Source organism: Candidatus Lokiarchaeum ossiferum (assembly GCA_025839675.1).
GTDB classification, from domain to species: Archaea; Asgardarchaeota; Lokiarchaeia; order Sigyniarchaeales; family Promethearchaeaceae; genus Lokiarchaeum; species Lokiarchaeum ossiferum.
The window spans coordinates 938,070-962,317 of the sequence record CP104013.1; the positions used below are offsets into that span (position 1 = coordinate 938,070).

The 24,248-nt window shown below is 33.0% G+C and carries 18 protein-coding genes; 6 read left to right on the plus strand and 12 right to left on the minus strand.

Annotated elements, in window-relative coordinates; translation table 11 throughout:
• Positions 1–49 precede the first annotated feature (49 nt).
• The 5 genes from NEF87_RS03790 to NEF87_RS03810 all read right to left on the minus strand — a co-directional run bounded on the left by NEF87_RS03790 (position 50) and on the right by NEF87_RS03810 (position 8,095).
• Positions 50–3,793 carry a helicase-related protein gene (locus NEF87_RS03790; RefSeq protein WP_457918712.1) on the minus strand — a complete coding sequence of 1,248 codons (3,744 nt, stop codon included), beginning with the start codon at positions 3,791–3,793 and terminating at the stop codon, positions 50–52.
• Positions 3,794–3,874: 81 nt separating this feature from the next.
• The gene (locus NEF87_RS03795) at positions 3,875–6,127 is read right to left on the minus strand and encodes an MFS transporter (protein ID WP_457918713.1); all 2,253 of its coding nucleotides are present in this window, start codon (positions 6,125–6,127) and stop codon (positions 3,875–3,877) included.
• A gap of 185 nt (positions 6,128–6,312) precedes the next feature.
• Positions 6,313–6,459 carry a hypothetical protein gene (locus NEF87_RS03800; RefSeq protein WP_457918714.1) on the minus strand — a complete coding sequence of 49 codons (147 nt, stop codon included), beginning with the start codon at positions 6,457–6,459 and terminating at the stop codon, positions 6,313–6,315.
• Between the two features lie 480 nt (positions 6,460–6,939).
• Entirely contained in the window at positions 6,940–7,542 is a 603-nt protein-coding gene (locus NEF87_RS03805) for a PadR family transcriptional regulator (RefSeq protein ID WP_457918715.1), read from the minus strand.
• Positions 7,543–7,546: 4 nt separating this feature from the next.
• Positions 7,547–8,095, minus strand: a complete 549-nt coding sequence (locus NEF87_RS03810) for a 2TM domain-containing protein (protein ID WP_457918716.1) — start codon at positions 8,093–8,095, stop codon at positions 7,547–7,549.
• Positions 8,096–8,315: 220 nt separating this feature from the next.
• On the opposite strand from NEF87_RS03810, the gene NEF87_RS03815 reads away from it, so the two are divergent.
• Positions 8,316–8,537: a hypothetical protein gene (locus NEF87_RS03815; protein ID WP_457918717.1), complete on the plus strand. Its 222-nt coding sequence runs from the start codon at positions 8,316–8,318 to the stop codon at positions 8,535–8,537.
• A 585-nt stretch (positions 8,538–9,122) separates the two neighbouring features.
• Here the strand turns inward: NEF87_RS03815 and NEF87_RS03820 are convergent.
• On the minus strand, positions 9,123–10,070 hold the full coding sequence (locus tag NEF87_RS03820; protein WP_457918718.1) for a hypothetical protein: 948 nt from the start codon (positions 10,068–10,070) through the stop codon (positions 9,123–9,125).
• Positions 10,071–10,333: 263 nt separating this feature from the next.
• Here NEF87_RS03820 and NEF87_RS03825 point away from each other — a divergent pair, with 263 nt between their 5' ends.
• The 4 genes from NEF87_RS03825 (at position 10,334) to NEF87_RS03840 (ending at position 13,720) form a co-directional block, all read left to right on the plus strand.
• Positions 10,334–11,518 carry an ABC transporter permease gene (locus tag NEF87_RS03825; protein ID WP_457918719.1) on the plus strand — a complete coding sequence of 395 codons (1,185 nt, stop codon included), beginning with the start codon at positions 10,334–10,336 and terminating at the stop codon, positions 11,516–11,518.
• On the plus strand, positions 11,511–12,203 hold the full coding sequence (locus NEF87_RS03830; protein ID WP_457918720.1) for an ABC transporter ATP-binding protein: 693 nt from the start codon (positions 11,511–11,513) through the stop codon (positions 12,201–12,203). Before NEF87_RS03825 ends, NEF87_RS03830 begins: the two co-directional genes overlap by 8 nt.
• Before the next feature lie 27 nt (positions 12,204–12,230).
• Complete coding sequence (locus NEF87_RS03835; RefSeq protein ID WP_457918721.1) at positions 12,231–13,037, plus strand: hypothetical protein; 807 nt, start codon at positions 12,231–12,233, stop codon at positions 13,035–13,037.
• Positions 13,038–13,156: 119 nt separating this feature from the next.
• The gene (locus NEF87_RS03840; protein WP_457918722.1) at positions 13,157–13,720 is read left to right on the plus strand and encodes a hypothetical protein; all 564 of its coding nucleotides are present in this window, start codon (positions 13,157–13,159) and stop codon (positions 13,718–13,720) included.
• Here the strand turns inward: NEF87_RS03840 and uxaC are convergent.
• The 6 genes from uxaC to NEF87_RS03870 form a co-directional block, all read right to left on the minus strand.
• Positions 13,710–15,116: a glucuronate isomerase gene (gene uxaC / locus NEF87_RS03845; RefSeq protein ID WP_457918723.1), complete on the minus strand. Its 1,407-nt coding sequence runs from the start codon at positions 15,114–15,116 to the stop codon at positions 13,710–13,712. The two genes, NEF87_RS03840 and uxaC, sit on opposite strands and share 11 nt — an antisense overlap.
• Complete coding sequence (locus NEF87_RS03850) at positions 15,116–16,204, minus strand: carbohydrate kinase family protein (protein WP_457918724.1); 1,089 nt, start codon at positions 16,202–16,204, stop codon at positions 15,116–15,118. The genes uxaC and NEF87_RS03850 overlap by 1 nt, the downstream gene beginning before the upstream one ends.
• A gap of 35 nt (positions 16,205–16,239) precedes the next feature.
• On the minus strand, positions 16,240–17,493 hold the full coding sequence (locus NEF87_RS03855) for an iron-containing alcohol dehydrogenase family protein (protein WP_371805079.1): 1,254 nt from the start codon (positions 17,491–17,493) through the stop codon (positions 16,240–16,242).
• 85 nt (positions 17,494–17,578) lie between these two features.
• Positions 17,579–19,624 carry a Cgl0159 family (beta/alpha)8-fold protein gene (locus NEF87_RS03860; RefSeq protein ID WP_457918725.1) on the minus strand — a complete coding sequence of 682 codons (2,046 nt, stop codon included), beginning with the start codon at positions 19,622–19,624 and terminating at the stop codon, positions 17,579–17,581.
• Positions 19,625–19,878: 254 nt separating this feature from the next.
• Positions 19,879–20,310 carry a hypothetical protein gene (locus NEF87_RS03865; protein ID WP_371805081.1) on the minus strand — a complete coding sequence of 144 codons (432 nt, stop codon included), beginning with the start codon at positions 20,308–20,310 and terminating at the stop codon, positions 19,879–19,881.
• A 75-nt stretch (positions 20,311–20,385) separates the two neighbouring features.
• A complete protein-coding gene (locus NEF87_RS03870) occupies positions 20,386–21,462 on the minus strand; it encodes a phospholipase C/P1 nuclease family protein (RefSeq protein ID WP_371805082.1) in 1,077 nt (358 codons plus the stop codon).
• 249 nt (positions 21,463–21,711) lie between these two features.
• Between NEF87_RS03870 and NEF87_RS03875 the strand changes: the two genes are divergently transcribed.
• A complete protein-coding gene (locus NEF87_RS03875) occupies positions 21,712–24,165 on the plus strand; it encodes a hypothetical protein (protein WP_457918726.1) in 2,454 nt (817 codons plus the stop codon).
• The last annotated feature ends 83 nt before the right edge of the window (positions 24,166–24,248 follow it).

The window sequence follows — 24,248 nt, forward strand, 5'->3', positions numbered from 1 at the left end:
TGAAATTCTGATGGAAAATCATATTAAAAAGTGCAATTTATTTTAAATTTCAAATTAGATTAATCCGTGCATAGGAAAGAAAATTAGCATTAATCAGCAATTTACGATGCTTTTTTAATCGTTTTAGTTGTTGGGGTACATCAAATTCCAGATTTTCCAAAATTTGCGACCATCTTTCAATTTCATTCTCATAATATTGAACTTCTTTCTCAACCCGCATAAATTGTTTAATACGTCGCTTTTTACGGACAGGATCACTAAGTTGATCTAGATTCTGTCGCTGTCGTTCAGTCGGAAGTTTAAGTTTTTTAGCTCTTAAGGCATTTTCGGTCAGTTTCATTTGGGTTTCTGCAAATTTTTTCTTAAAATTGGCATTTTTTAGCACTCTCATCTTTTGGGAGAGGTATTTTTCTTTATTCAATTTAATCAATCTTTGTGCTTTTTCAGAGATCTGATTTTTTGTTGATTGTTTTGCACTTTCCAAGCACCTTTCCAATTTTTCACGAGATATGGATAAGTGTGCTAGATCCAAAGAAGGAGCATTAAATTGTAATATCTTTGCAAAATTATGAGGTTTAGAAATAAATCGTCCCAAAATAGGTAAAAGTTCCAAATCATCTGTTATAAAGATGGGAATAACACTTTTTTCAATAATAACCCCAAGAAATTCAATTTCGAATAAGAATAAATTTAATCCAACTTCGAACCGTAGCAGACGTTTGAAAATATCCAATTCATCTTTGGGAATCCGGCTCCCATAAGGATAAATAAATAATGAGGCCCATTGTTTTATATCAATTGTCAGCTGGCATGAATTTCCACCAAAATCACTTTTTTGAGACCAATCAATTAAATTCATAACCAATGGATGACCTAATGAAAAGAAGTCAAATTCTTCTTGTTTCCGAGCCAAATCAATATCAAAAACGCCTTCATATCTCCGATGTGGAATACGAAGAGTTCGACGTAAAGCTTCTGAAAATTTAATGAGCCAAACTCCTATATCATGAGGTTTTTGAACAAGATTCAAATCCATCTGAAACTCAGGATATTGAATTCGAAAATTGGGATCATTTGTCACGTATCGGACAAAGATATCTAAAAAAATGTGAATATCAATCCCCGTTAAGAGTTCTTTCTTGGAAAGATCCCGTGAGATATAATCATATTGAAATGATCTTTTATCTAAAATGAGATCTTCTAATTTATCATATACTTCATCAATTTTATTACTGGTTTTGGAGATCACTTCATCTAATCTAAATTTCATTGGTGATTCATCTTCCTTTAAAACCAGAGAAGTTATTTGTCCTTCTAAACTCCCCAAAATAGGCTCTAATGCGCCAATAGACTCTTCGAAGAGATGAATACGTTCTGAAATTGCAGTGATAATGGAAGATTCGACAGTATCTTTGATATAAAAATTAAAAATGAGAATATCTTTTGTTTGCCCAAAACGATCTAATCTTCCAATTCGTTGTTCCAATCTCATAGGATTCCAAGGTAAATCATAATTTACAATGATATGACAGAATTGGAAATTTCTCCCTTCCCCACCAATTTCAGTAGAAAGCAAAATCGGTATATCATGTCGAAAAGAAGAAACTGAAGCCATTTTTTGAGATTCAGTTAAATCTCCATGAAATGGAGCAACTTTTATCCCTTCTTTTTCAATTAAATCTTGAAGATAAAATAGTGTTTTTTTAAATTGGGTAAAAATAATGAATTTTTCTTTAGGATCCGTTTTTATAACTGATTTTACTATCTCAAGCAATCGTGAAGCTTTGGAATCATAGTCTAAAGATTCCAAATCTTGTACAAATTCCTTAAGAATTCGTATATGTTCATTGATATCTAAAGAAGGTCCTTTCTTCTTAGGGATCATTTTTCTTTTCCTTGCTTGAATAACCATCCGATCTTCTACATCCAATTCATCTAGTCCCCAAGCGAGATCCATGCTAGATTCGTCTTCAGTAAATTCTCGTTGAGCTTCTTGTTCCATCCCAAGTTTTAAAAGTGTCTCTTTATTTTCTTCCAAATACAAAATTCTTTTTTTTAAACTTTTTAAAATCGCCGGAACCGAACTAGTCAAGAGTTTCTGTAAAATAACCATAACAAAACCCATCCCCGAGGGTCCCGTTTCGTAATTTTGAGAATAAATTTTGGCGAGATATAGATGAATTTTGTTATATACCTCTAATTCATCTTTAGTGAGATCTACATCAATTATTTGAGGGATTCTCTTAATAGGATTATCAGGAAAAACAACTCTTCTCCTATTTCGGATGACATACCGGCTTAAGAAATGTCTTTTCTCCAATTTTGCAATAATTTCTCTCCGAAAAGATTCAAAACGTAGTTTTTCATTTAATTCCGTTTCTGTGATCTTTATATGGAAGGATTGAATTTGATAAACCAATGCATCTCGTTCATAGGAATTAATACTCGTGAAAAGTTGCAGATTTTTTACAACCAAATTAAGTAAAGAAATTTTCTTCCGTTCTGCTTCAAAGGAATCAAAATTAGGAAATTCATAGGGGTTTAAAAGTTGGATCAAGGAAAATAAGTCAAAGGAATGCAATTGGATGGGAGTAGCAGTCAATAATAATAAACTTCGTGTTTTTGCAGACAAATTTTGTGCCAACTCATAAGCCAAGGTTGTTCGGTATTGTTCAGTTTTTTGATTGGCGAGATATCTTCGAAGATGATGTGCTTCATCAAAAATTACAATATCCCACTCAATACGTGTTAACAACTTGGCACATTGTGGTAGTCGCGCGTATTGTAATGTTACAGTACATAAGGTCAAATCTTGGCCAGTTTGGGAATTAAAAAAATTACCAGATTGATAGTTGATCTTCAAGTTTTTTACAATTTTTGATTTCAATCGAGTAAATTTTATATTAAATTTGTTTTCCAATTCAAACTCCCATTGACCTACAATAGAAGCGGGAGTGATAATCAGTACACGCGTAGCCAAATTTCGTGCAATCATTTCTTTGACATAGATCCCTGCTTCAATAGTTTTTCCCAAACCAACTTCATCAGCTAAAATGTATCGGGCTTGACCAATATCCAATAAATGATGTGCAACAGCGATCTGGTGTGGAAGCAGAGAAAGACGTGAATGAGTAATAATTTTCAAGAGATTGCTTGTATAGAGTGAATATATTTGAGCACCCCAGTACCGTAACAAAAATTGATATGTTCCATCTTGATTTCCCTTTAAAAATTCGTTCAATGGGGATTCAAGCTCACTAATAATATCTATTTCGGCAACAGTTTTTTTTGTTCCATCAGGGAGTAATAATGTATAATGGATTAAACCTGTGGGATGCGCTAAATTTCGACCAATTATAACACCAATTCCATCTTTAAAGCGAATTTCTTTATCCAGATCCCAAAGAAAATGAGAAATATCTTCTCTAAAGAGAGGTTTTTCTAAAAAAGCTGTAAATTCTACCAAAAATTGGTTGAATTTCTTTTTATCAATTAAAGAAAGAAGATCTTTATCGGAATTTCCTTCAAAAGATATAATTTTATTAGATTTTTTATGAGATTGGGCATGGAAAAGAGTTGGATTCGATTCATTAGTAGATTTTGCTTTTATTGGAATAATATCAGTAATTCTACCAATACCAAGTTCGGTTCGCTGTGGACAATGCACTCTGTTGCCTACAATAAAGACATGACTTCTGCAATCTTTATTAGAACACCTTTCTACCTTAAGTCCATAGGTTTTTGCTAACGGTGAATGACAATAGGGACACACATTGAAATTAGATTTGATCAAAATAGCTACCTTTTATAAATTTTATAAATGCAGCAAATTTTAATTAGATTTCGGTTTAAAAAGATGCAAAAAAGTGTGAGTTTATTCATTTGATTGCCAAAGATCATATTCTTTGAAAATATCATCAATTTGATTGATAGCACGATTTATTTTCCTTGCAACCCGCTTATCAAAAGTTTCATTTATAATATCTTGCAGTTTCAAGCCGTACTCATCAGTAATTTCCATAAGATTCATAAGATCATTACGCGAAATTCCTTCTTTCATCACAGCAATAACAATTTCATCCAATTTCTGTTTTAAAAGTTCTGTATTAGATCGAGATTTTTGAGAATTTACTAATAACTGGGAAATACGGAGTTGAAGTGCTTTTTCTTCGTCACTTAATTTTTTAGCCCCTTCTTCTATCAACCTGTCGGAAGCTAAGCGAACAACTCGATTATAGATTTCAATCGATTTTTCCAATATTTGACTACACTCAATGGGATTATAAAATCTACGCAACCGAGCTTCACATACTTTTAGATAAGCACTATCGTATAAAATTTCGATATTTCCAAAATCACTTTCTTCCCACAAAGCATCGATTTTCATAAATAATTCTTGCAATTGGGCATAAGGGGCACTAGTTGTTATTTTTCCAAGATCTTCTTGAAATTCTACCGATTTATTCAATAATTTTTGAGCCCTTTTTTCTACTACCAATAAATTTTTTTGATGTGCCTTAGCCATAATCCAAATAAATTTATTTACCGCCCGATCGATAAGTTTTTCTGCTTTTTTAGGCTTTAATACTAAAATATCTTTCGCATCTTGAATAAGCTGAACACCATCATCAAGTGCGAGTTCTACTTCAAAAAAGAAATCAAAAAACGTGATTTGAGCACGTTCTCGGAGAATAAGATCTTTATCATAGCTATCCTTAACCACACTTTTCATAGAGATATACCAAAAAATGGCAGAGGGAATCCAGAAAAGAATACCCATGTATAACATATTTTTATAGGAGCCTAAAAGCTGTAACAACCCAGCAGCAATCAATAAAGTTATACTTTTTCCAATCTGCTCGGTTAATTGAAAAAATGAAGTCGCAGTCCCTCGATGTTCAGGCAAATTCACATCAATCATCACCGCATTTTTGTTTGTAACCATACCTGCAGAAAAAAATGTTCCAAAGAAGGAAAATATCAGATAGGTAATATATTTCGGATAAGTAGTAAATATGGCTTTCATTGTTTCAAACATGAAAAAAACTTGATCTTCAGGAGCAATTGATTCTGGATATGTGATACCAAGTTGTGTTAGGGACACAGGTTCAAGTTGAAAAATCATTAAAAATACTAGTGGAATGGCAATAACATTGGTGATAAATGCAAGTAATGCTCTATATTGCCGCTTTTTTTTATATACAATATCCCCCAGCCAGGATAACACGATGCTACCCAACATATATCCAGCACTCGTCATTCCAGCCATGATTGTTGATACCTGAGTGCGAATATCTCCAGGAAGTTCTCGAAACATACCTTCTGTGGAATGGGAAAAGGTCATAATTAAAGAAAAAATGATAATAGTTCCTGGTACAATCGAAAAAAACCCATTTATGATTAAAGCTTTATTCGTCCGTTTATGAAGCAAGTTAAAAAGTTCTTTCTGATTGATTTTATATCCATATTCCATCTCCTCAAATTCATTAACCCTTGATAAACTTTCTTCTTTGGATCCCATTGCAGGAAGTTTTACAAAGAAAAGCATAATAGTAATGATAATTGCAAGAATTGTTAGAATTAAAAAGGGAAATTGCCACCCATATTGTAATAATCCAAGAGAGACAAATATATTAAGAGGACCCAAAAATGCAGACAAAAATTGACCCAAACCATTACTAATCGCAGAAAATATTGCTAAGAACCCAAATAAACCCGCACGTTCTTCTGAAGGAATTATATCACTTAAAACTGAATAAGCCACAGGTAATGCAAAACCTAAACCCGCTCCAGTTAAAATTCGTGCAAACAATAACTGAAGAAAATTTTGACAAAATGCAGTTCCAATAAAACCTATAACGGCTAAAAAGGCACCCCCAATAATAATTTTATTTCTATCAATTCGATCTGTGTAGTATCCCCATAAAATCATGATGAAAGCTGAGATTAAAACCGATAAAGAATCAGGCAAGTAAATCAAAGAATTTTTTATTCCAAAATCTTCAATAATCGGTGAATAAGAAGGAATAAGTACATTTAATGAACTAGTATATAATAATAAAAGTAATAAAACCAGTATTATGACATTTAACTCATTTTTGGAATATTTTTCACGCAGCGGAGTCATTTTTTTCATAAAGCATCATATTTCACAGAATTGCTAACAGTATAGTTTTGAAGCCAAGGACTTATCCAATTCTTATTTCAATATAATGAAAGAAATGCTTTCTTAAAGCATTTAGGATCGCATGTAGATAATCAAATATTCAAACTAATGAGAGAAAAAAATAATAGAAAAGGGATTTATTTTTATTAGTTAAAATCAACCTTTTTATCCATAACATCGGGATGTTCAGTTTTATAATCTCCAATTTCTTGTAAACATTCTAATGCTTCAATGTCGTCGGTAGTATTTAGCCATCTTGTTCTAAGATTGTCATATTTTTCTTGTGTTGTCATGTTAATCACTAATATTTTTATGGGTTCTTGTTCCCACAAAGATAAGTTGTATATTATATAAAAACTTTAGGAAAAAACGGTGAGACAAGTCGGTTTAAAACCAAAATAGCGTATTATTCTTGATTAAAATGAGAAAATGTAACAATATATCAAATAAATTGCACTTTATGACAGAATTTTCTTATGAATCCATTTTTATGGAGCTTTTGAATTTAATTCTGTATTTAAAATTCAAGAAAAATTTACAAGGATTTCATATAAATATTTTCATTTTTCTTCAAATAAATAACTATAGTCCACTAACCAAAAGTACACTTTTATTAATCCCGTTTTCCCATTTGATATCAAAGAAAATAAATCAGATTTTAAAATTTATCAGAGTAAAAGTTCACAAATTCAAAATTTTCCAAAATTGATGAAAATCCTCTTAAAAATATTCAAATGGTCTGCTTAAAACTTAAAAATAATTTGAAAAATGTATTAAAGTTCTTTTTCAATTTCTTTTAATACATTTTTCAAACTAGTATGGAGCGAACGAATTTTATGATTTCTCAAATCTACATCCACTTCAGTAATTGCTTTTTCAAGAGCAATTTGTGCACTTTTGGATGGAATTGACATCATTTTGTCAAAAAGTTCCTCCGACAGCAATTCATCCGGAACATTTATCACAAAAGGTGCCAGTAAATTAATATATTGCATAATGAAATCGATATCCCCTTTAAAATTATCCCGTACAATAAAATCTATACTTTTTCTTCCCAAATCCTCCAATATATACACTTTTTTTACTGGACCAAGAGGAGATTTCTTTCGGGAGCCTTTTATCATATTCTTTTTTCCTTCAAGTTTGGATAAAATTGGATATATAGTCCCAGATTTTGCCTCCCATGACCCCGCAAATAAAGTATTCAATTGTTGGATCATTTCATAACCATATTGCCCTACAGGATCCCCTTTATTTCGTAACTCCCGCGAGCGAAGTTGAGCTAAAATTAACACTTCAAGAGGACTGAGATTAATAGAATCTTTCTTTTTATCTTTAGAAGGACTAGTAGATATAGATTTGCCAAGCCAAAACATAATTTTATTCTGACCTCCTTTCGTCTGCCGAAATTTTTCTTTGTGTTTTAATCCTTTCTAATTCCTTATCAATCTTCCGATCTAACCAGCTTAAATCTTCAGATTCCCCTCGCTTAGGTACAATGTAATAAACAATGATTAAATGAAGTGCCAATCCAACAGCCCAAAACCCAAATACCCACAAAGACCACCATGGCGAAGTCCAACGGGGAGAAGAAGTAAAGCCATCAATAAACGCGATTAGAATGTTCGTACAGATGAAAATAAAGAGATGATAATAAAAAAGTAACTTCGCAATATTGACAATTCCCTTGGTATAAATCCAATACGAAAAAGAATGGATCAACAATCCTAACCCCCATCCAGATAAAGCCCATAAAAACCAAGGATATGATAAATGATTAACGAGAAAATTGATAATAAATAATAAAATATTAACAAATACATACACCCAACAATGTAAAATTACAACATATCGCCGAACAATCATTTGTTTGGCAATACGTCTTACAGAATCATCATTAAATTCATTTAATTTCTTTTCTTCAGTCATAACAGATTCCCTATCTATATATAATTTTGAATGGCTTTACACTTAAAATTTCTTACGTTCTATATATGCACTGAATAATAATAATTAATTTACCAATATAAATTGTTATATCTACATAGTAGAATTAATTTTTCCTTTTCTTTTTCAATTTCCTTCAGAAAGAAATTCAAAAAACCATCATGGTTTGGGATTTCTTAAGCACAAAATCTAATTGTATCCTATGAATAGTCATGATCATCCCTCCGCAAATGATGAAGAACAAATTCAAATTAATATCTCCTTGGACACTTTCATGCCAACTCCAAGTGTTTTATATACCTATTATGCAATTCTCAAGGAATATGGTATGGTTAAGCAAGTTTCTGCACCATTATCTCCTGAAAAAATGCAAGTTAATAGCAATACAATTAAAAACGATATTGAAAATCAACTTGTAATATAGAACTTAAATATATTAAATATTCTATACAAATTCAAATTTACAAAAAGGAAATACTATCCATTTTTCATAATTTCTTTTGAACTCAACTTATCAGGATGAATTTTAAGTTCAATGAAACCATTTGTAGAAGCAGAACAGATGAGATAACTAAAAAGCGGATTACGGTTCTCAGTTTAATCATACACTAAAATTATAAAAAAAGAGAATGTTTTTTCAAAAATATCAAGAACATAACTTAGCATGTGATTTATAACATTTTGGACAATAAATTCCATTGCATACTTTACATTGCTTTGAACACGGATCGCAAACCATTTTTCCACATTCCTTACATTCGAAAGCACAACTTTCACAAACAAATGATTTACATTTTTTGCACTTCACATATTCTTCAAGGGATTCATTGCAAACGTTACATACTCCAGGACTCATAAATGACCATATTTGAGATTATTTTTAAAGTTGAATATCAAGTTCTCAATAAAAATATAGAAACAGATCAAAATTTGGCATCAGCGGTAAGAAAAATATGAAAAAACAAACCATCTTCACAATAAAAAAAATCTTAAATAGAAATTTCCTTTTTTAACCCCACAAACCTTCTTTGAGTTTAGATAATTTCTGATCCATATCCTCAAGTTCTTTCCGACCTTCTTCATCCAGTATTTTTTGCCTTGGAATTAAAGATTTCAACGATTCTGATAATAAAGCATCATCTTTCCACATTGAAGTATGAGACCGGGCAATAAATTCATTGCGATGAAAAATCATTTCAACTAACTCTTGGGTAAGCCATGGTTGTTTATTCTTTTCTTTGGATAGTTGCTTATAAATTACTTTCGGAGCCTTTGGCATTAAATCTGCAACTAAATCACCGTATCGTTCGAGATGTTTAACCGCGTTGTTAAAAAGGATATAATTTTCAAGTAATTTCCTATCCATCAAAAATGATACACTTTCAGATTCGAACAGTGATACTGGACTATGCAGTAATAATCCATGAGTTACGTTCAAGATGCAATAATTATCAAAATTACCATCTTTAATAAGTTCATCATATTCACTCATTGAATAAATTAAAATCTTCTCTGCAAGTATTGGATGAACAGACGCAAATAGAGAATATAACAACTGAAATCGATCACTTTCCGGCTCATTCTCAATAAAAATTATGGGATACCGCATAAAACAACTTTCAAAGAAGTGTAAAAGATCATGTTTTGAAAAAGAATCCAAAATAAACTCAATATTTGTACGACCGAAATAATTCCGATATTTTGAGAGAGCCTTAGTTTTAATTTGCTCAATTTTCGCGGTCATCGACATAATATTATACTCAAATTGGAGATATCCTCTTACTGCCCCATTTTTATCGATATAAGAGTGAATTTTATGTTCGCAAATGACATTTTCAGGTATCATCACTGGTGTAGTTCCAGTTGTGCTTTTTGCAAAAATATCTACAGGAACTTGAACATATTTAGATTTCCGACACACTGGACAAATAAAAATTATATTTTTTGTTTTCGCCAATAATTTCACCAAAACTAATTATTATTTGATTTGTTTTTCTTATAAATAGATCTAATCGAATTTCACTATCAAATTATATGAGTTAATGGGAATGATAGAAATAATAGACAAACCAATTAGAAAATCTTTGAAAATTACCTACAGAAATTAAAATAAAAGTACCGCCCGAACTATGGATCTATAATGAACCGTCTAATTTTTTCTTTATTTGTAAAAGAAAATAGTTTAATTCTGTAAAATTCAACTACTTTTTGGAGATAAAAATGTTTGCTTTCAAAATTGCTCGAAGATTTCTAACTTCGAATAAATCCCAAACTTTCTTCATTATTTTAGGAATAGCGATAGGTGTGTCTGTACAAGTTTTTGTTGGGAGCTTGATTCAAGGATTACAGGTAGGACTGGTTAATAGAACAGTTGGAGCTCAGCCCCAAATAGTAATTACATCAGAAGCAGAAAATGGCTTAATTTCGGATTGGGAAACAATTAGCCAAACATCGATCCAGAATATTGATGGAATTAATCGGATAATTACGGCTGTAGATTCAGGCGCATTCATCATGGGAATAAATTCTGAATCCATAGAAGAACCTACACCAATATTATTAAGAGGGTTCGATTTAGAATCTGCAGATGGTATTTATAATTATTATGATAAAACCAATTTTGCAGGAAATAAACCGACAAAGGATAATGAGGTAATTATTGGAATAAATTTACAAGAAAATTTGGGAATTGAACAAGGACAAAATATCACAATTCAAGAGAATCCCAATCCAATTTTAGACAAATTCAATTTGACAGTTGTAGGATTTTTTGATTTGGGGGTGGCGAGTTTAAACGAACTGTGGATAATCACTCAAAATACTACAGTTTCGCAAATTTTTGGATATGGAAATAATGTAACTTCAATAAATATTCAAATAGAAGACTTTTTTGAAGCGGATATAATTGCGGATGAAATAGATGGTCTTATTGATAACTCAGATATAATCATAAGTAATTGGAAAGCCGAAAATCAGCAATTATTAGATGGTTTGAATGGACAAACAGCTTCGAGTATTATGATCCAAGTATTTGTCATCGTTTCCGTAGTCATTGGGATTGGATCAGTTTTAGCAATTACTGTCCTCCAAAAATCAAAACAAATAGGTATACTAAAAGCAATGGGTGTTACTGATGGCACAGCAGCCCTTATATTTCTTTTTGAGGGTTTACTCCTTGGAATAGGAGGGGCAATTTTAGGAGTTTCTTTGGGTTTAGGACTGGGATTTGCATTCACAACATTTGCACTAGACAGCACAGGAAAGCCGATTATAGATTTAGTGATTGATCCAAAATTCATGATATTATCAACATTTATTGCCATTATTGCATCGATGGTATCTGCTTTAATACCAGCTAAGAAATCTACAAGTTTAAGTATAATTGAGGTGATTCGTAATGGCTAATTCAATAATTCAATTAAATAAAATAAATAAAATATATGGGACCACGGTGAAGACTCAAGTATTACACGATATTGACCTTAAATTTGAACCAAATTCATTTAATAGCATTATCGGTCAATCTGGCAGTGGAAAATCAACATTATTAAACATCATTGGCACTTTGGATAAACCAACATCAGGCGAAGTATACATCAACCAGAAACGTACAGATAAGATGACAAAAAAAGGACTGGCAACTTTGAGAAATGCTGAAATAGGATTCATTTTCCAATTTCATTACTTACTTCCCGAATTCTCTGTGCTTGAAAATGTTTTAATGCCCTATTGGATTAAAAAAGAAAGAAAAGTACCTAGTGAAATCTTTGAACGAGCAAATTATCTTTTAGATTTTGTTGGACTAAAAGAGGTTAAAAATAATAATGCTTATGCAATTTCAGGAGGACAACAACAAAGAACTGCAATAGCACGTGCACTTATAAACAACCCTAAGCTCATTTTGGCAGATGAACCCACGGGCAATTTAGATTCAGACTCTACTGAGACAGTTTATGAACTATTAAGAAAACTGAACGAAGATTTCGGTACAACTTTCATTGTCATTACACATGATTCACATGTTGCAGAAAGAACAGATAGAATAATTGAAATACTGGATGGGAGAATCAAAATGGATATTCGCACGTAAGTGAGAAAATCAAAAAAGGTGAATAACATGGAAAACACAAAAAATATTAAAGAAAAAATTGCCAATCTTTATGCAGACCAAAGATTTGGTGTATTTGCGACAGTATGGAAGAATCAATCTCATCAAACTCTTGTTTGTTTTCAAGTCTCAGAAGATTTATCAACCATTATCTTTGGGACCCCAAAAAATAGTCGAAAATTTGTAAATTCACGAGTGCATGAAAAAGTTTCTTTCTTTGTTGATTCAGCAAATAATGATCCAAAAGATCTGTCTCAAGCAATGACGCTTTCGGCAGTGGGTCGTGCTTTCATAGGGGATCTTTTACCAAAAGAAAAGTTGGACTCACTTATTCAACGATTTTTAAAGAAACATCCATATCTGGAAAAGTTCATAACAAGCCCTAGCACCGATTTAGTGATTATTGAAATAGATCATTATCAAGTAGTTGAAGATTTCCAGACTGTAATTGATTGGAAACCATCCCCTAGTGAAAAACCAATCCTTTATCGCCAAATAAAAGGAAATTCTGTAGTAAAAGGACTCTTCAGAGGGAAAATTGCGACGATTGCATCGGAAAAAGATTTAGAACAGCACTTAGAGGATAATGCAATTTTCCTCCAAAATGAAGCGTTAATTGAGCAAATTATCAAATATAAATTTAAGGGAGTGATTTGTGAATCCGATGTTTCAAGTAAATTATTGGAAGAATTTTGCAGTAATCAAAAAATCCCCTTTGTGTCTAATCTAAACAATTTGAGCCAGAGTATTGAAGATAAGGATGAAATTACTATTGATGGATATTTAGGATTAATTATCATCCACAAAATCCGATAACCGGATAATTTCTTTTTTTCTTATGGGTTTCTTTAGTTAACACCACACCTCAGTTAACTCAAACAAAAATGTCATTAAATAAAGCATTAAATAGTTCTTTTGAATTAATATGTCTATAGATGAGCCATCAAACAAACCAAATTATCATAAATTTCACCTCTAATTTTCCTCATCTATTTGGTAACATGCAAAAATACCTTCCGCTCATAAATCATCTGTTAAGTGAAGAAACTCAGAATAAATTTTATATTGAAACTACTTTGGATGGATTAGTTTACATATACCAAGATTTCAATACCTTTTTCTTAATGAATAAACCCTATCCACCCGAAAAAATTAAAAAATTTACTGAAAATCATGAATTAGAACTTGATCCAAAGGTGCTTCCTAACAATGTCATTAATCGAGACAATTTTCCTCCTAACGGGGTACATTTTCAATACAAAATCTTCGGAGAAAATAAAGAAAAAATTAGTGATATGATTTTTACTCACTTCAAATCCTTTTTATACGATGACGTTTCAATAGTTAATAATCCAAATTATGATTTAACTTTGAAACTTCACAAATTCGAAAACATCGCTCTTTACAATCAAATGGTGTCCTCAATGTATTCGGGTATTCTGACAGAAGCAGGTCCCGAAATCACAAGAGGAGGAATTTCTAAAAAAATTAAAAATTGAAGTAATTTTGAGCATTATAATAACAAACATCTTGAATCAATTTGCCCAACAGTTCAGGATCATAAGGAATTTCACCTTTGTCGACCCATTTTCCAATTAAGTTACAAAGAATCCTTCGAAAGTACTCATGACGCGGATAAGAAAGAAAGCTCCGTGAATCCGTGAGCATCCCGACAAATTTTGATAATAATCCATGATTTGCTAGAGAAATCAATTGATTTTCAATCCCTAGCTTTTGATCGTTAAACCACCAAGCACACCCCATCTGCATTTTCCCTACAACTTTACCGTCTTGAAAGCTTCCCAACATCGTAGCGATAACATCGTTATCTTTGGGATTGATGGAATATACAATGGTTTTTGGTAAAGAATTTGTTGATTCTAATGCATTTAGAAATTTGCACAAAGATATTGCGATATTAAAATCCCCCATGGAATCATAGCCAGAATCAGGCCCTAATTCTTGGAACTTAAGTGAATTATTATTCCGTATAGCTCCAAAATGCAGCTGCATAACCCAGTTTTTTTCTGAATTCATTTTTCCAAATTCTATCATTAGACCAGTTTTCAACTGATCCTTTTGAAGAGTTGAGAGAGGAGAATGGCTTCGGATTTGCAAAAAGGCATCTTCCAATTCATTTTTGCTAGAAAAAGTGGAATATGGATGTTCCAACCCATGATCCGAAAGCCGGCATCCGAGAGAATGAAAAAAATCATGTCGTTTACGAAGAGCACGAATATAAGTAGAAAAATCATTGATGGTTGATTTGGTAATTACTTCCAATTTGTCAACCCAGGAATTGAAATCTTCGATGTTATCAAAATTTAGAGCTTTATCTGGCCGAAATGCGGGGAAAATTTGAATTTGAAAGGTTTTATCCCTACGTAGCTTTTCATGAAATTCTAAGTTATCTAAGGGATCATCGGTAGTACACACAATTTTAACGTTCATTCGTTCCAATAAACCACGAACACGGAAATGATCTTGTTTCAGAAGTTTTTCGGTTTGATAATATATATCACGACCCGTTTTCTCATTGAGAATACGGTCTTTTATATTAAAATAACGCAATAGCTCCAAATGAGTCCAATGAAAAAGTGGATTACCTAAAGTCGCCGGAACCGTTTGAGCCCAAGCATAAAATTTATCGAAATCAGTACCATCTCCAGTAATCAATTTTTCAGGAATACCGTTGGCTCGCATCGCTCGCCATTTATAATGATCTCCATTGAGCCATAATTGTGTGAGATTTTGAAATTGGGTATTCTCAAAAATATCTTTAACAGAAAGATGACAATGATAATCAATAATAGGTAAATTTTCGGCATATTCATGGTATAAAGTCTCGGCTATTGTCGAATTAAGCAAGAAATTTTGATCTAAGAATTTTTTCATTAGTTTATCACCGTTGAATTGTTTTGAATAAAAAGATCTATTTCGGATCGAGTAGGAGATTTGCCTGTCTTAACTTTTAAAGCAGCAACAATTCGGGCAAATTTTGCACATGCAATCACATTTTTTATTAGAGTATCAAGATCAAGATGATTTAATTCTTCTTTAGAGGAAATGCGTGAATTAAACTCAACCAAAAAAGCCGCCGCAAAAGTATCCCCTGCTCCGGTTCGATTTCTTACTTTTATTGAGATAATGGGAATGTGAACAGGTTGCTTATTAGAAACACATATCCAAACACCTTTTTTTCCGAAAGTGTAGACTCGAATTTTGGCAAAATGCGAGATTTGGAGATCATTTCGGATTACTTGCTGGGAATTCATTGATATATCTGTTTGAGTTTGAGAAAATGAGCAATCTTGTAATATAGTAGCAATATCTTGTAGATTCATAAATAGAATATCACAAGGGTGGTCATTAAGTAATTCTAACTGGGCTAAATTGTGTATTTTCTGAGTCTCAATAGTCACCGCTAGAATTTTATCATGTTTTGGAACCGCCAAATAGATTGGAGCAAATTTTGGAGCAAAAGGAGTGATGAAAACAATGTTATAGGGATAAAATTTATGAGTTGGAAATTGAATATCGGTGAAATTCATCTCCTTTTTGCAATTCGAAGCGAGAAGAATTTTAGTTATGGATGGATCTTCAATAATTGTACTAATTGGAGTCGGCGAAGATTTAATGTAAATGTTAGAAGTGCCTATGCCTAATTCTTGAAGTTCTTGAAGCATCCATTGAGAATTTTCACCAACTACAGACAACAAATCCACATTGGCACCCAAGTGAGCTAAAATTTCAGAGGAATTATTCCCATTCCCCCCTCTTTTTAGATAGGAATTCCCTTGAATCTTTTTATTGGTGGAATTAACAATATGAAGGATTTTGGATTCAATTTCTTCTTCTGATATATAGGATTGTTGATTTTGAAATAAGTTTTGACTTAAAATCTTGGCCAAAGATGAATAAACATCAGCCCGATAGAAGAGATCAATATGCAATTCTCCCACTACAATGATTCGATTCTCCATTAATGTCACTTAATTCAGTAGATTGGATAAAAAAATTAGAGGAGGGATAAATTACCTTCAATTGCGGCTTGAATTATCGGTCCAATTATTTCATCAACTTTTTCAATGGAAACAGGGTTTGGCATAGCTTGAAGTTTCATAGCATTTTGGGAAGCATCTTTTAATGCTTTTTGTTTATACGCAGCCTGCCAACCAGGCATTTCCGTCAATTTGGTTGGAAATCCCATGGATTCATACCAATTCAAAATAGATGTGGCAATAGATACCCCAAGATCACCCTCAACAGGAAGATGCAACATTTGGGCAATTGGACGTAATTTTTCAGCCACAACAGGATTTTTGGCATAATATGCCATATAATAGGGTAACATTATTCCTGTAGAATTACCGTGAGCAATTGTATCTGCCCAAGAAAACGAATTCATATGCGGTCCCCCAGTACCTTTAAATTTCTCGCCGCCGATGACCGTTCCACCTAAAACTGATGCATAAGCCATCATTGTTCGAGCATTACTATCATTTGGATTTTCGACTGCAATTTTTAACCACTTAAAAATTAGTTCGATAGATAATAGAGCATATTCATTGATTGATTCATTTCCTGGATCTTGCACAAGATTTAGGTATCCCTCCATACTATGAGTTAAAGCATCTAGACCGGCGGTTAAAGTTAGAGAAGCAGGACATGATTTTGTTATTTCAGGATCTATAATTGCATAATGTGGGTGAATAGCAATATCAGATATTAATTTTTTTAAGTGGAGGTTTTTGATGGTGACGTTGGAATATCGTGTTACTTCTGAAGAAGTTCCAGAAGTCGTTGGAATACAGATACAGGGAGAAATCCGCTCTAACTTAGGAGAAACAGCCCCAACTCCAAAATAGGGAGAAATATCTGTTTCGTTCAATCCCGTCAAAATAAGTGCAGCTTTTGCAGCATCCATTGCACTTCCTCCCCCTAACGCAATACAAACATCAAAATCATGTTGTAAATATAATTTTGCAATATCTTCCACGGTTTCTTTGGAAGGGTTTGGTTCCACACCTTCGAAAATAATTGCGCTTAAACCAGCATTATCCAAGGAAGTTAGTAAGGTATCTAAGGAACCATTTTTTTTTACGGATCCCCCTCCAATCACAATGAGAGCTTTTTTTCCAAATTCGGCAGCTCGCTTACCTACAGTTTTAAGTAAACCAGAGCCAAATTCAATTTTTGTTCGCGGCCAATGTTCAAAGATGTCATTTGCCCTTTGAATAATTTCTAAATCTCGATCGGTTAATTCTTCCATTTTTTCTTCATCTAAGTTAGGGTTTACTAGTTATTTTCTGTTCAATGGCTAAAAATGTATGGATGGATGTATGGAAAAAAAGAAATTATTCTTCTTTCAAGAGTAAATTTGAAAGATAATCAATATCCCGTCCCCGCTGGGTACGTAAGAATTTAACACTATTTTCGGCAGTCTCATAATCGTGAATTACGTTAGAAACGGCGAGAGTCACTGCTAATGGATCATCGAATCCAGGATACAATAAATTTCGACCAACAAGGGCACCTTTAATATTGGGCCCTGCTCCTAACCCTTTTTCAAAATTTATGATAGTATCCGTGGGATATCCGGTGGAAGCCCCTCCCAATAGCAAAATGGGGTTGCTAGTTGAGCGAGCAACTTGCTCAAAATTATCAACATAAGGTACTTTCAACCAAATTTTACTTGAAGATGACCCTCCAATTGCGGTAGCAACTCCAATTGTTTTGATTAAATCTACATAATTCAATTTTACTCGATACTTATTTTCTATACGTTCTACAGGCAAAGGTTCCACAAAAGCGGGTAAATTATACTTACCACATTCTCGAACCATATCAGCACAAGCAATAATAGTTTTTTGAGAATATCGGGCTTGACTTGATTGCAAATCTAAACGAAACATCATTTTTGCTCCATCTAAATTCATATCAAAAATTTCTTTTATTGTATATGCAGTGATCTGATCATCCATTTCATAATCGGAACCCGACAATCCACCACGATTCGTACACCCAATTAAAATACGCCCATTCAACAGTGATTCACCACTTACTTCTGTAATCATATGATCTAGAGCAAATAAATCGTCAAATATATCTGGAGTCGCCATAATCCCATCAACTTTTGGATCAATCAATGTTCGAACAATCCGACCTAAATATTGTTGACGATCTCCCATGGCCACTTCATTATCGCCAACAGTTGTAACAAATCGTGCAGGATGATCTGCTGCCACGATGATAATATTAGAATCCCAGGGGTAGGAACGTTTCTTTCTTTTCTTAGCATTCTCCAAAATTTGAGTTGAATGTTTGATTTTATATTCAGTTAACCGGTAAAATAACCTTTCGGGAAGAAATTGGCGAGTTTTGAATCGGTAGGCTCCAATGGCATAATTAACCATGATATGAGCTTCAGCATTTTTCATAGCAGCAATTCCAGTATAGATCACCGATTCACTTGATTGATCACCTATAGGCATGACCTCTAGGGCTATTCCCCCTTCAAAATCAATGTCCATTAAAGCAATATAAAATTCTTTTAATACTGTTGGAGTCACCGCCCCATCCGGATGATCCATACTTAGGTGAAGATCCCCATACGCATTCTTTTCTTCTTCTGCAACACAATTTGCCACATGAACCCAATTTAGAAATGGTTTCAAAGATCTAATAGTCTCAACTGTTTCAGGATAACCGCCATCAAAAATGAGAAACATGTGTGAAACATCATAAAGAAGGCCAAATTCATCATAACCTTGATCAATTTTGATTGTTTCAGCCACAGTTCGAGCATCAGAGGAAGGACCTATAAGTTGATTTTTTGTTAAACTATGATCAATCCGGTCAAATAGTTCCAAGGTCATTTTCAGAGGTTTTTTCCCTAATTTTTTCGCACATTTCCTATTGTAGCGACACATTTCTTTAATTGATAGAATTAAAGCGCGGATTGCATGTTTTCGATCTTCAGTACAATTTGTAGTTTCTGGATCTTTTCCGCTTAAGAAACAAAATGCCTTGGCATCAATCTCATAGGCTTCATCAATCAAATTTCTCATTCGATCCACAGCGTTAGAACGCTCAATTTCATTGATGGAAGAAATATCAGTTGGTTCTATCAGGTGATCCTCATTAATCAATTGAACGGGTTGCGCACAAAAAGAGACATAAAAATTCTCTTTCTTGTATAATGCAGCCATTTTCTTACGTAACATCGGATCTTTAATGGTTGTTACTTCAATTCCATTAAAATAATTTGTATTTTTTATCGAGTTAAAAGATTCCACCATAAATTTTTCGGAAGCTTCACCTAATAAGGTGGTTTTTCCATGACGTGGGCCTGGAAAAGCCATAAAATGTACAATACTTTTGATATTTTTTTCAAATGCCATTTTTTTCATCTTTTATTATTGATTTTTTTGATAATTTGAATAAGAATCATTGATTAAATTCCCCCGAACTGCTTGTAAGGGTTAGCATGCCTTGTTATAACCGAAAAATTCCAACAATTAGCATTTTTCATTTCAATCACTTTTAATGCCAAAAACAAATAAAAAAAAGTGTTTTGAATATTTAAAAAAGAGTCAATTTCCATGGACTTCTTGAAAATAATAGGGTAATATTGTACGAATATTCACACAAACCATTATAGAAAATAAGATGAATCAACTGGTAAACGATGAGAAATTCGATTTAACGCATCAATTGTACGAGTTAAAACAAGTAGTGCATCGGCTTTAGATAAATCTTCAGTATTCGTTGTGTGATAAAATCGTTCTAAATATTCAATTACTTCTTCCAATTGAAGATATCTATGTTTTGGATTTCTTCGATGACTTGATAGTTTTAAGGTCGTGTAAGTTTTGGGTTTCTTAGATGTTTTCTTTTTCTTGGAAACAGAATGGGAATTAAAATAAAGATATGGCCGCTCTTGTATATTTTTAATTATTTCCAAAACCGTAGTAGGATTAGAAACAACTTCGCGCAAATTTGATGCATATATTTCTCCCCCGTTAGTTTCTATGTATTCATATACGGAATCAATTATTTCAACCATAGATCTTTTTTTTTTTTCCATATGTAATCTTCTTCCGAATCCCTAAATAGATTTTTTGAGTGGAGTTAAGATCCCCACCATAAAGCTATAAAAAATTTAGTGGTATGTCATATAAATGTGTTTGAAAAAGAGCCCAAACATAAATCCTACATCATATAGTGCCTTTTCTGTCAATTCGTTTAAAATAATCAAACCCGGATTCGAAGAATCAGAAAAAAGGAAATGTTGAGCATTATTTTCTAAGTATGTCGTTTGCTTTGAAAAATCAAGCGTTTTTAATTCCGATGGAATAGAATCTGTATCATAAACATCAGCGAATTCATCCCCAAAATGTTCCAGCATGGTGTGAAATATGGGACTTAGTCGAGTAGCGGATTTTTTTCTATAGTGTTCGATTTTCTTAAATGAAAGATCCTTATTGCTCTCATAACCATCTTGGGATCCAGATACGATTGCTTTTTTGAATGGTAAAAAACCATCCCTTAGCCGTTTCTGAGTGAAAACCTCGTGTCCACTATGGAGTGCGGAGAGAATTTTCATCATTTTTTTTGGTTTCCCTAAATATTTAAAGATCTTCGAGTAAGGAACTGTTTTTGTGTGGAAAGGATGGCCCAAATCCGCTAAATAGTGAGTTGCGCGAGAATTAAAACGCCAATACCAATACTTATTCCGATTTGATTTTGCACGTTCCGCTGCGGAAAGATAATACTGGAAACATTGACTAGTACATCCAAATTTTTTGCCAAACAATGAAAACTCCATATGGCGATATCCATGGCTACCTTTAGTCAATTTTTGGGACCAGTGAAGGTTCAAATCACAATCTAGATGCAAATCAGGCTCGGTACAATATAAAAACAGAATCTTCCAAGGTTCTATCTTCAGTTCTGGATTAGGTTTAGATGAGTACTTTCCATTCCGAATTTCACAATCAAAACATTCATCAGGATTTAATTTAGTTTCAAAATGTGCAGATTTCTTATAGTAATCAATATGTTTGGGACCAATTCGCCAATCTTTAAAATTCGGATTAGGTTGTAAAGTCACTGGTTCAAGATCGTACATCCATTGATGAGGAAGTGTAGCATAATAGGTAAGATATTCATGGGTATAATACGGACCCCAAGCATCTTCGAGACGAGGATCTTCATGTAAAAGATAATCTACAACCATATCAAATGGTAATAGGTATAGATACTGTATAAAGAATTTTCATTGCCTTCCCTAGGAACCTTCGTAATTTTTTCTTTTTTTCAACATTTCTGACCTTTTTTTGTGAGTATACTTAATCTTCTGGTATTTTTCCAGAGTTAATAATTTGAGATATATATGTTTTTTATTAGAACTAATATGTACGAATATTAATGATTCCTAATTTAAGATCCATTCAACTTTTATTTTTATTGAACGAAAAATTAAAACATGCTTCTACAGATCACATTTGGAAAAGTAATAATTGGCATAATGATTGGTTTTCTCTTATTACTTCTTATTCTAGGTATTATATGGTTCTTACTTCCCTATTATTTCAAATATATTCGTATCCTAGATTATGATGGAACTTATGATCCAAAAAAAGATACGATCAAGAAACCTACGCCACTTTCAATCCAAACTACAATAGGAAAATTGCTGTTAGATAAAAAAAACTTAAGTTATTCCATAGATTTTGGAGGAAATCGGAAATTTACCAATGGAACAGTCCAAATATTTTATAAATCAAAATTATATTCATCCTATTCTTCTCAATTGGAGACTCAATTGACTTTTCGAGGGGAAAAACACCAAGAAGGCACGAATGATCTAGGCATTTTTCATAAAACCATTTGGACATGGCAAATCCCTCAAACTGAACTAACATTTCAAACACAGTTTTTAGAATTTCCAGAAAAAGATTACATTATATTCCAATTTCATGTTGAAGACTCTATTTCCAATATCAATATCAAGCAAATGAAGCAACCCAACGTAAAATTTCCGTGTTTTAATAATGAAAGTTATAATCAACGAATATTGACATATCGAGATGCTCAATTTCATCCCGCTCAACGTGATTTTGATTTTGTTACAGCTCCAGTTATGCTTTTTGATGATGCTAAAAATGTCGTCATAATTTCGGCATTGGATCATTTCATTACTAATGGAGTTGGAAAAAAACTCAATAACAAAAATGGAATGCAAATACAATGTGGAACCAATGGTCATGTTGCAATTATCCCTCAAAATCACACCCACCGCTACATTGTCGTTTTTCATCAAGGAATAAACGAGAGTATGCGTTATTGGGGATCCTTATTGAGAAAATTTCATCACGCACCAAAAAAAGAGCGGTATTCTGACGTCGTGTGCAATTCATTAGGGTATTTCACCGATAATGGAGCCTATTACTATTACAATCCTATCAAAGGTAAAAAATTTGATCAAACACTTATAGAAGTCAAAAAGCATGCAGATCAAATGAAAATTCCCTATCAATATTACCAATTGGATAGCTGGTGGTATATTAAATCCCTTAAGAAATGGAAACGTGATATTCAAGGATATTTTGGAAAAATTTTAGGAGGGGGGTTATTTGGAGGTACAAAGGATTGGAGCCCAGATCCTTATGCATTTGATATGAGCCTTGAAGATTTGTATCAAAAATTAGGACAAAAACCCTTTATAGCTCATAACCGATGGTTTTCGGATGATACAATATATGCTGACAAATTCAAATTTGATATCATCGAGAATCGCGCTCTTTCAATTGATCCGGACTTTTGGGACTATTTAATGGCTTATTGCAAAAAAAATCATATCGCTGTTTATGAACAAGACTGGCTTTCAACCCACATGGAAAAGATGCCACGCCTTCATTCAGAAATTGGGTATGCAGAAAAGTGGTTGGAAAATATGGCTATGGCAGCCGAAAAGCATGGAATCGCTATCCAATATTGTATGGCCACCCCTGCAATAATCATGCAATCAATTCACAATAAAGCCATTACAAATTCCCGATCCGCTGAAGATTACAATCCTCGTTGGCCTCATAGATATGATGTTCCGCCGTTCTTTCAATCCTCAATGTTTTCTTCAGCTTTAGGTTTAAATGTCATTAAAGATACCTTCCAAACTACGAGAATATCAAAGATGGCAGGAGAAAAATACCCAGAACTGATGGTTCTCACGGGAGCTCTTGGAGGAGGACCCATCAGTCCGGGTGACGCAATCGGACATATGAATGCAGAATTAATAAATGCAACTTGCCGTAAGGATGGATGGCTATATAAACCATCCCATCCTATGATTCCAGCAGATATCACATTTATCAAGAATTCAACTTACTTTATAGGCCATACATTCTCACAAATTGCGAATTATAAATGGATTTATAGTCTTACTGCGAATTTTTGGCCGAAACGAGTGAAAAATCCTGATTATTCATTAAAAGAGATCGGAATAGATGGAAGATACATTGAGTATGATTGGTTTTCTAAAAAAACACGCCTAGTTGATACAACGAGCAAGTTTGAGGACAAGTTAGAAGAAGAGCAATATATATTTTCTATATATTCCCCCTTAATTAATAAATCCTTTGCGCTACTTGGAGATGTAAACAAAATCATCATGATGAATGATTGTGAGTTTCTCTCTTTTAATGCTGGAGATAAGATATATTCCTTCATAATCTCTAATATTGAACAAGAAAGTATGGTAATCTTATTTTATGCCATCCATAAACCATCGGAGCTGCTAATTGATGAGAAACTCATTGAGGAAAGTGAAAAGAAGACAAATATATCATGGCAATATTCCAGTGAGAATAAATTAGGCAAAATTATGCTTTATTTTGCAAAAACTCGAGAAATAAATATCCAAGTCAAAATGGAAGATTGAGAAAAAGACCAAATCCACTTCAATATCTGATTATATTCTAAGAATAACTATGATGGGGATTATAGAACTATATTTTATGAATA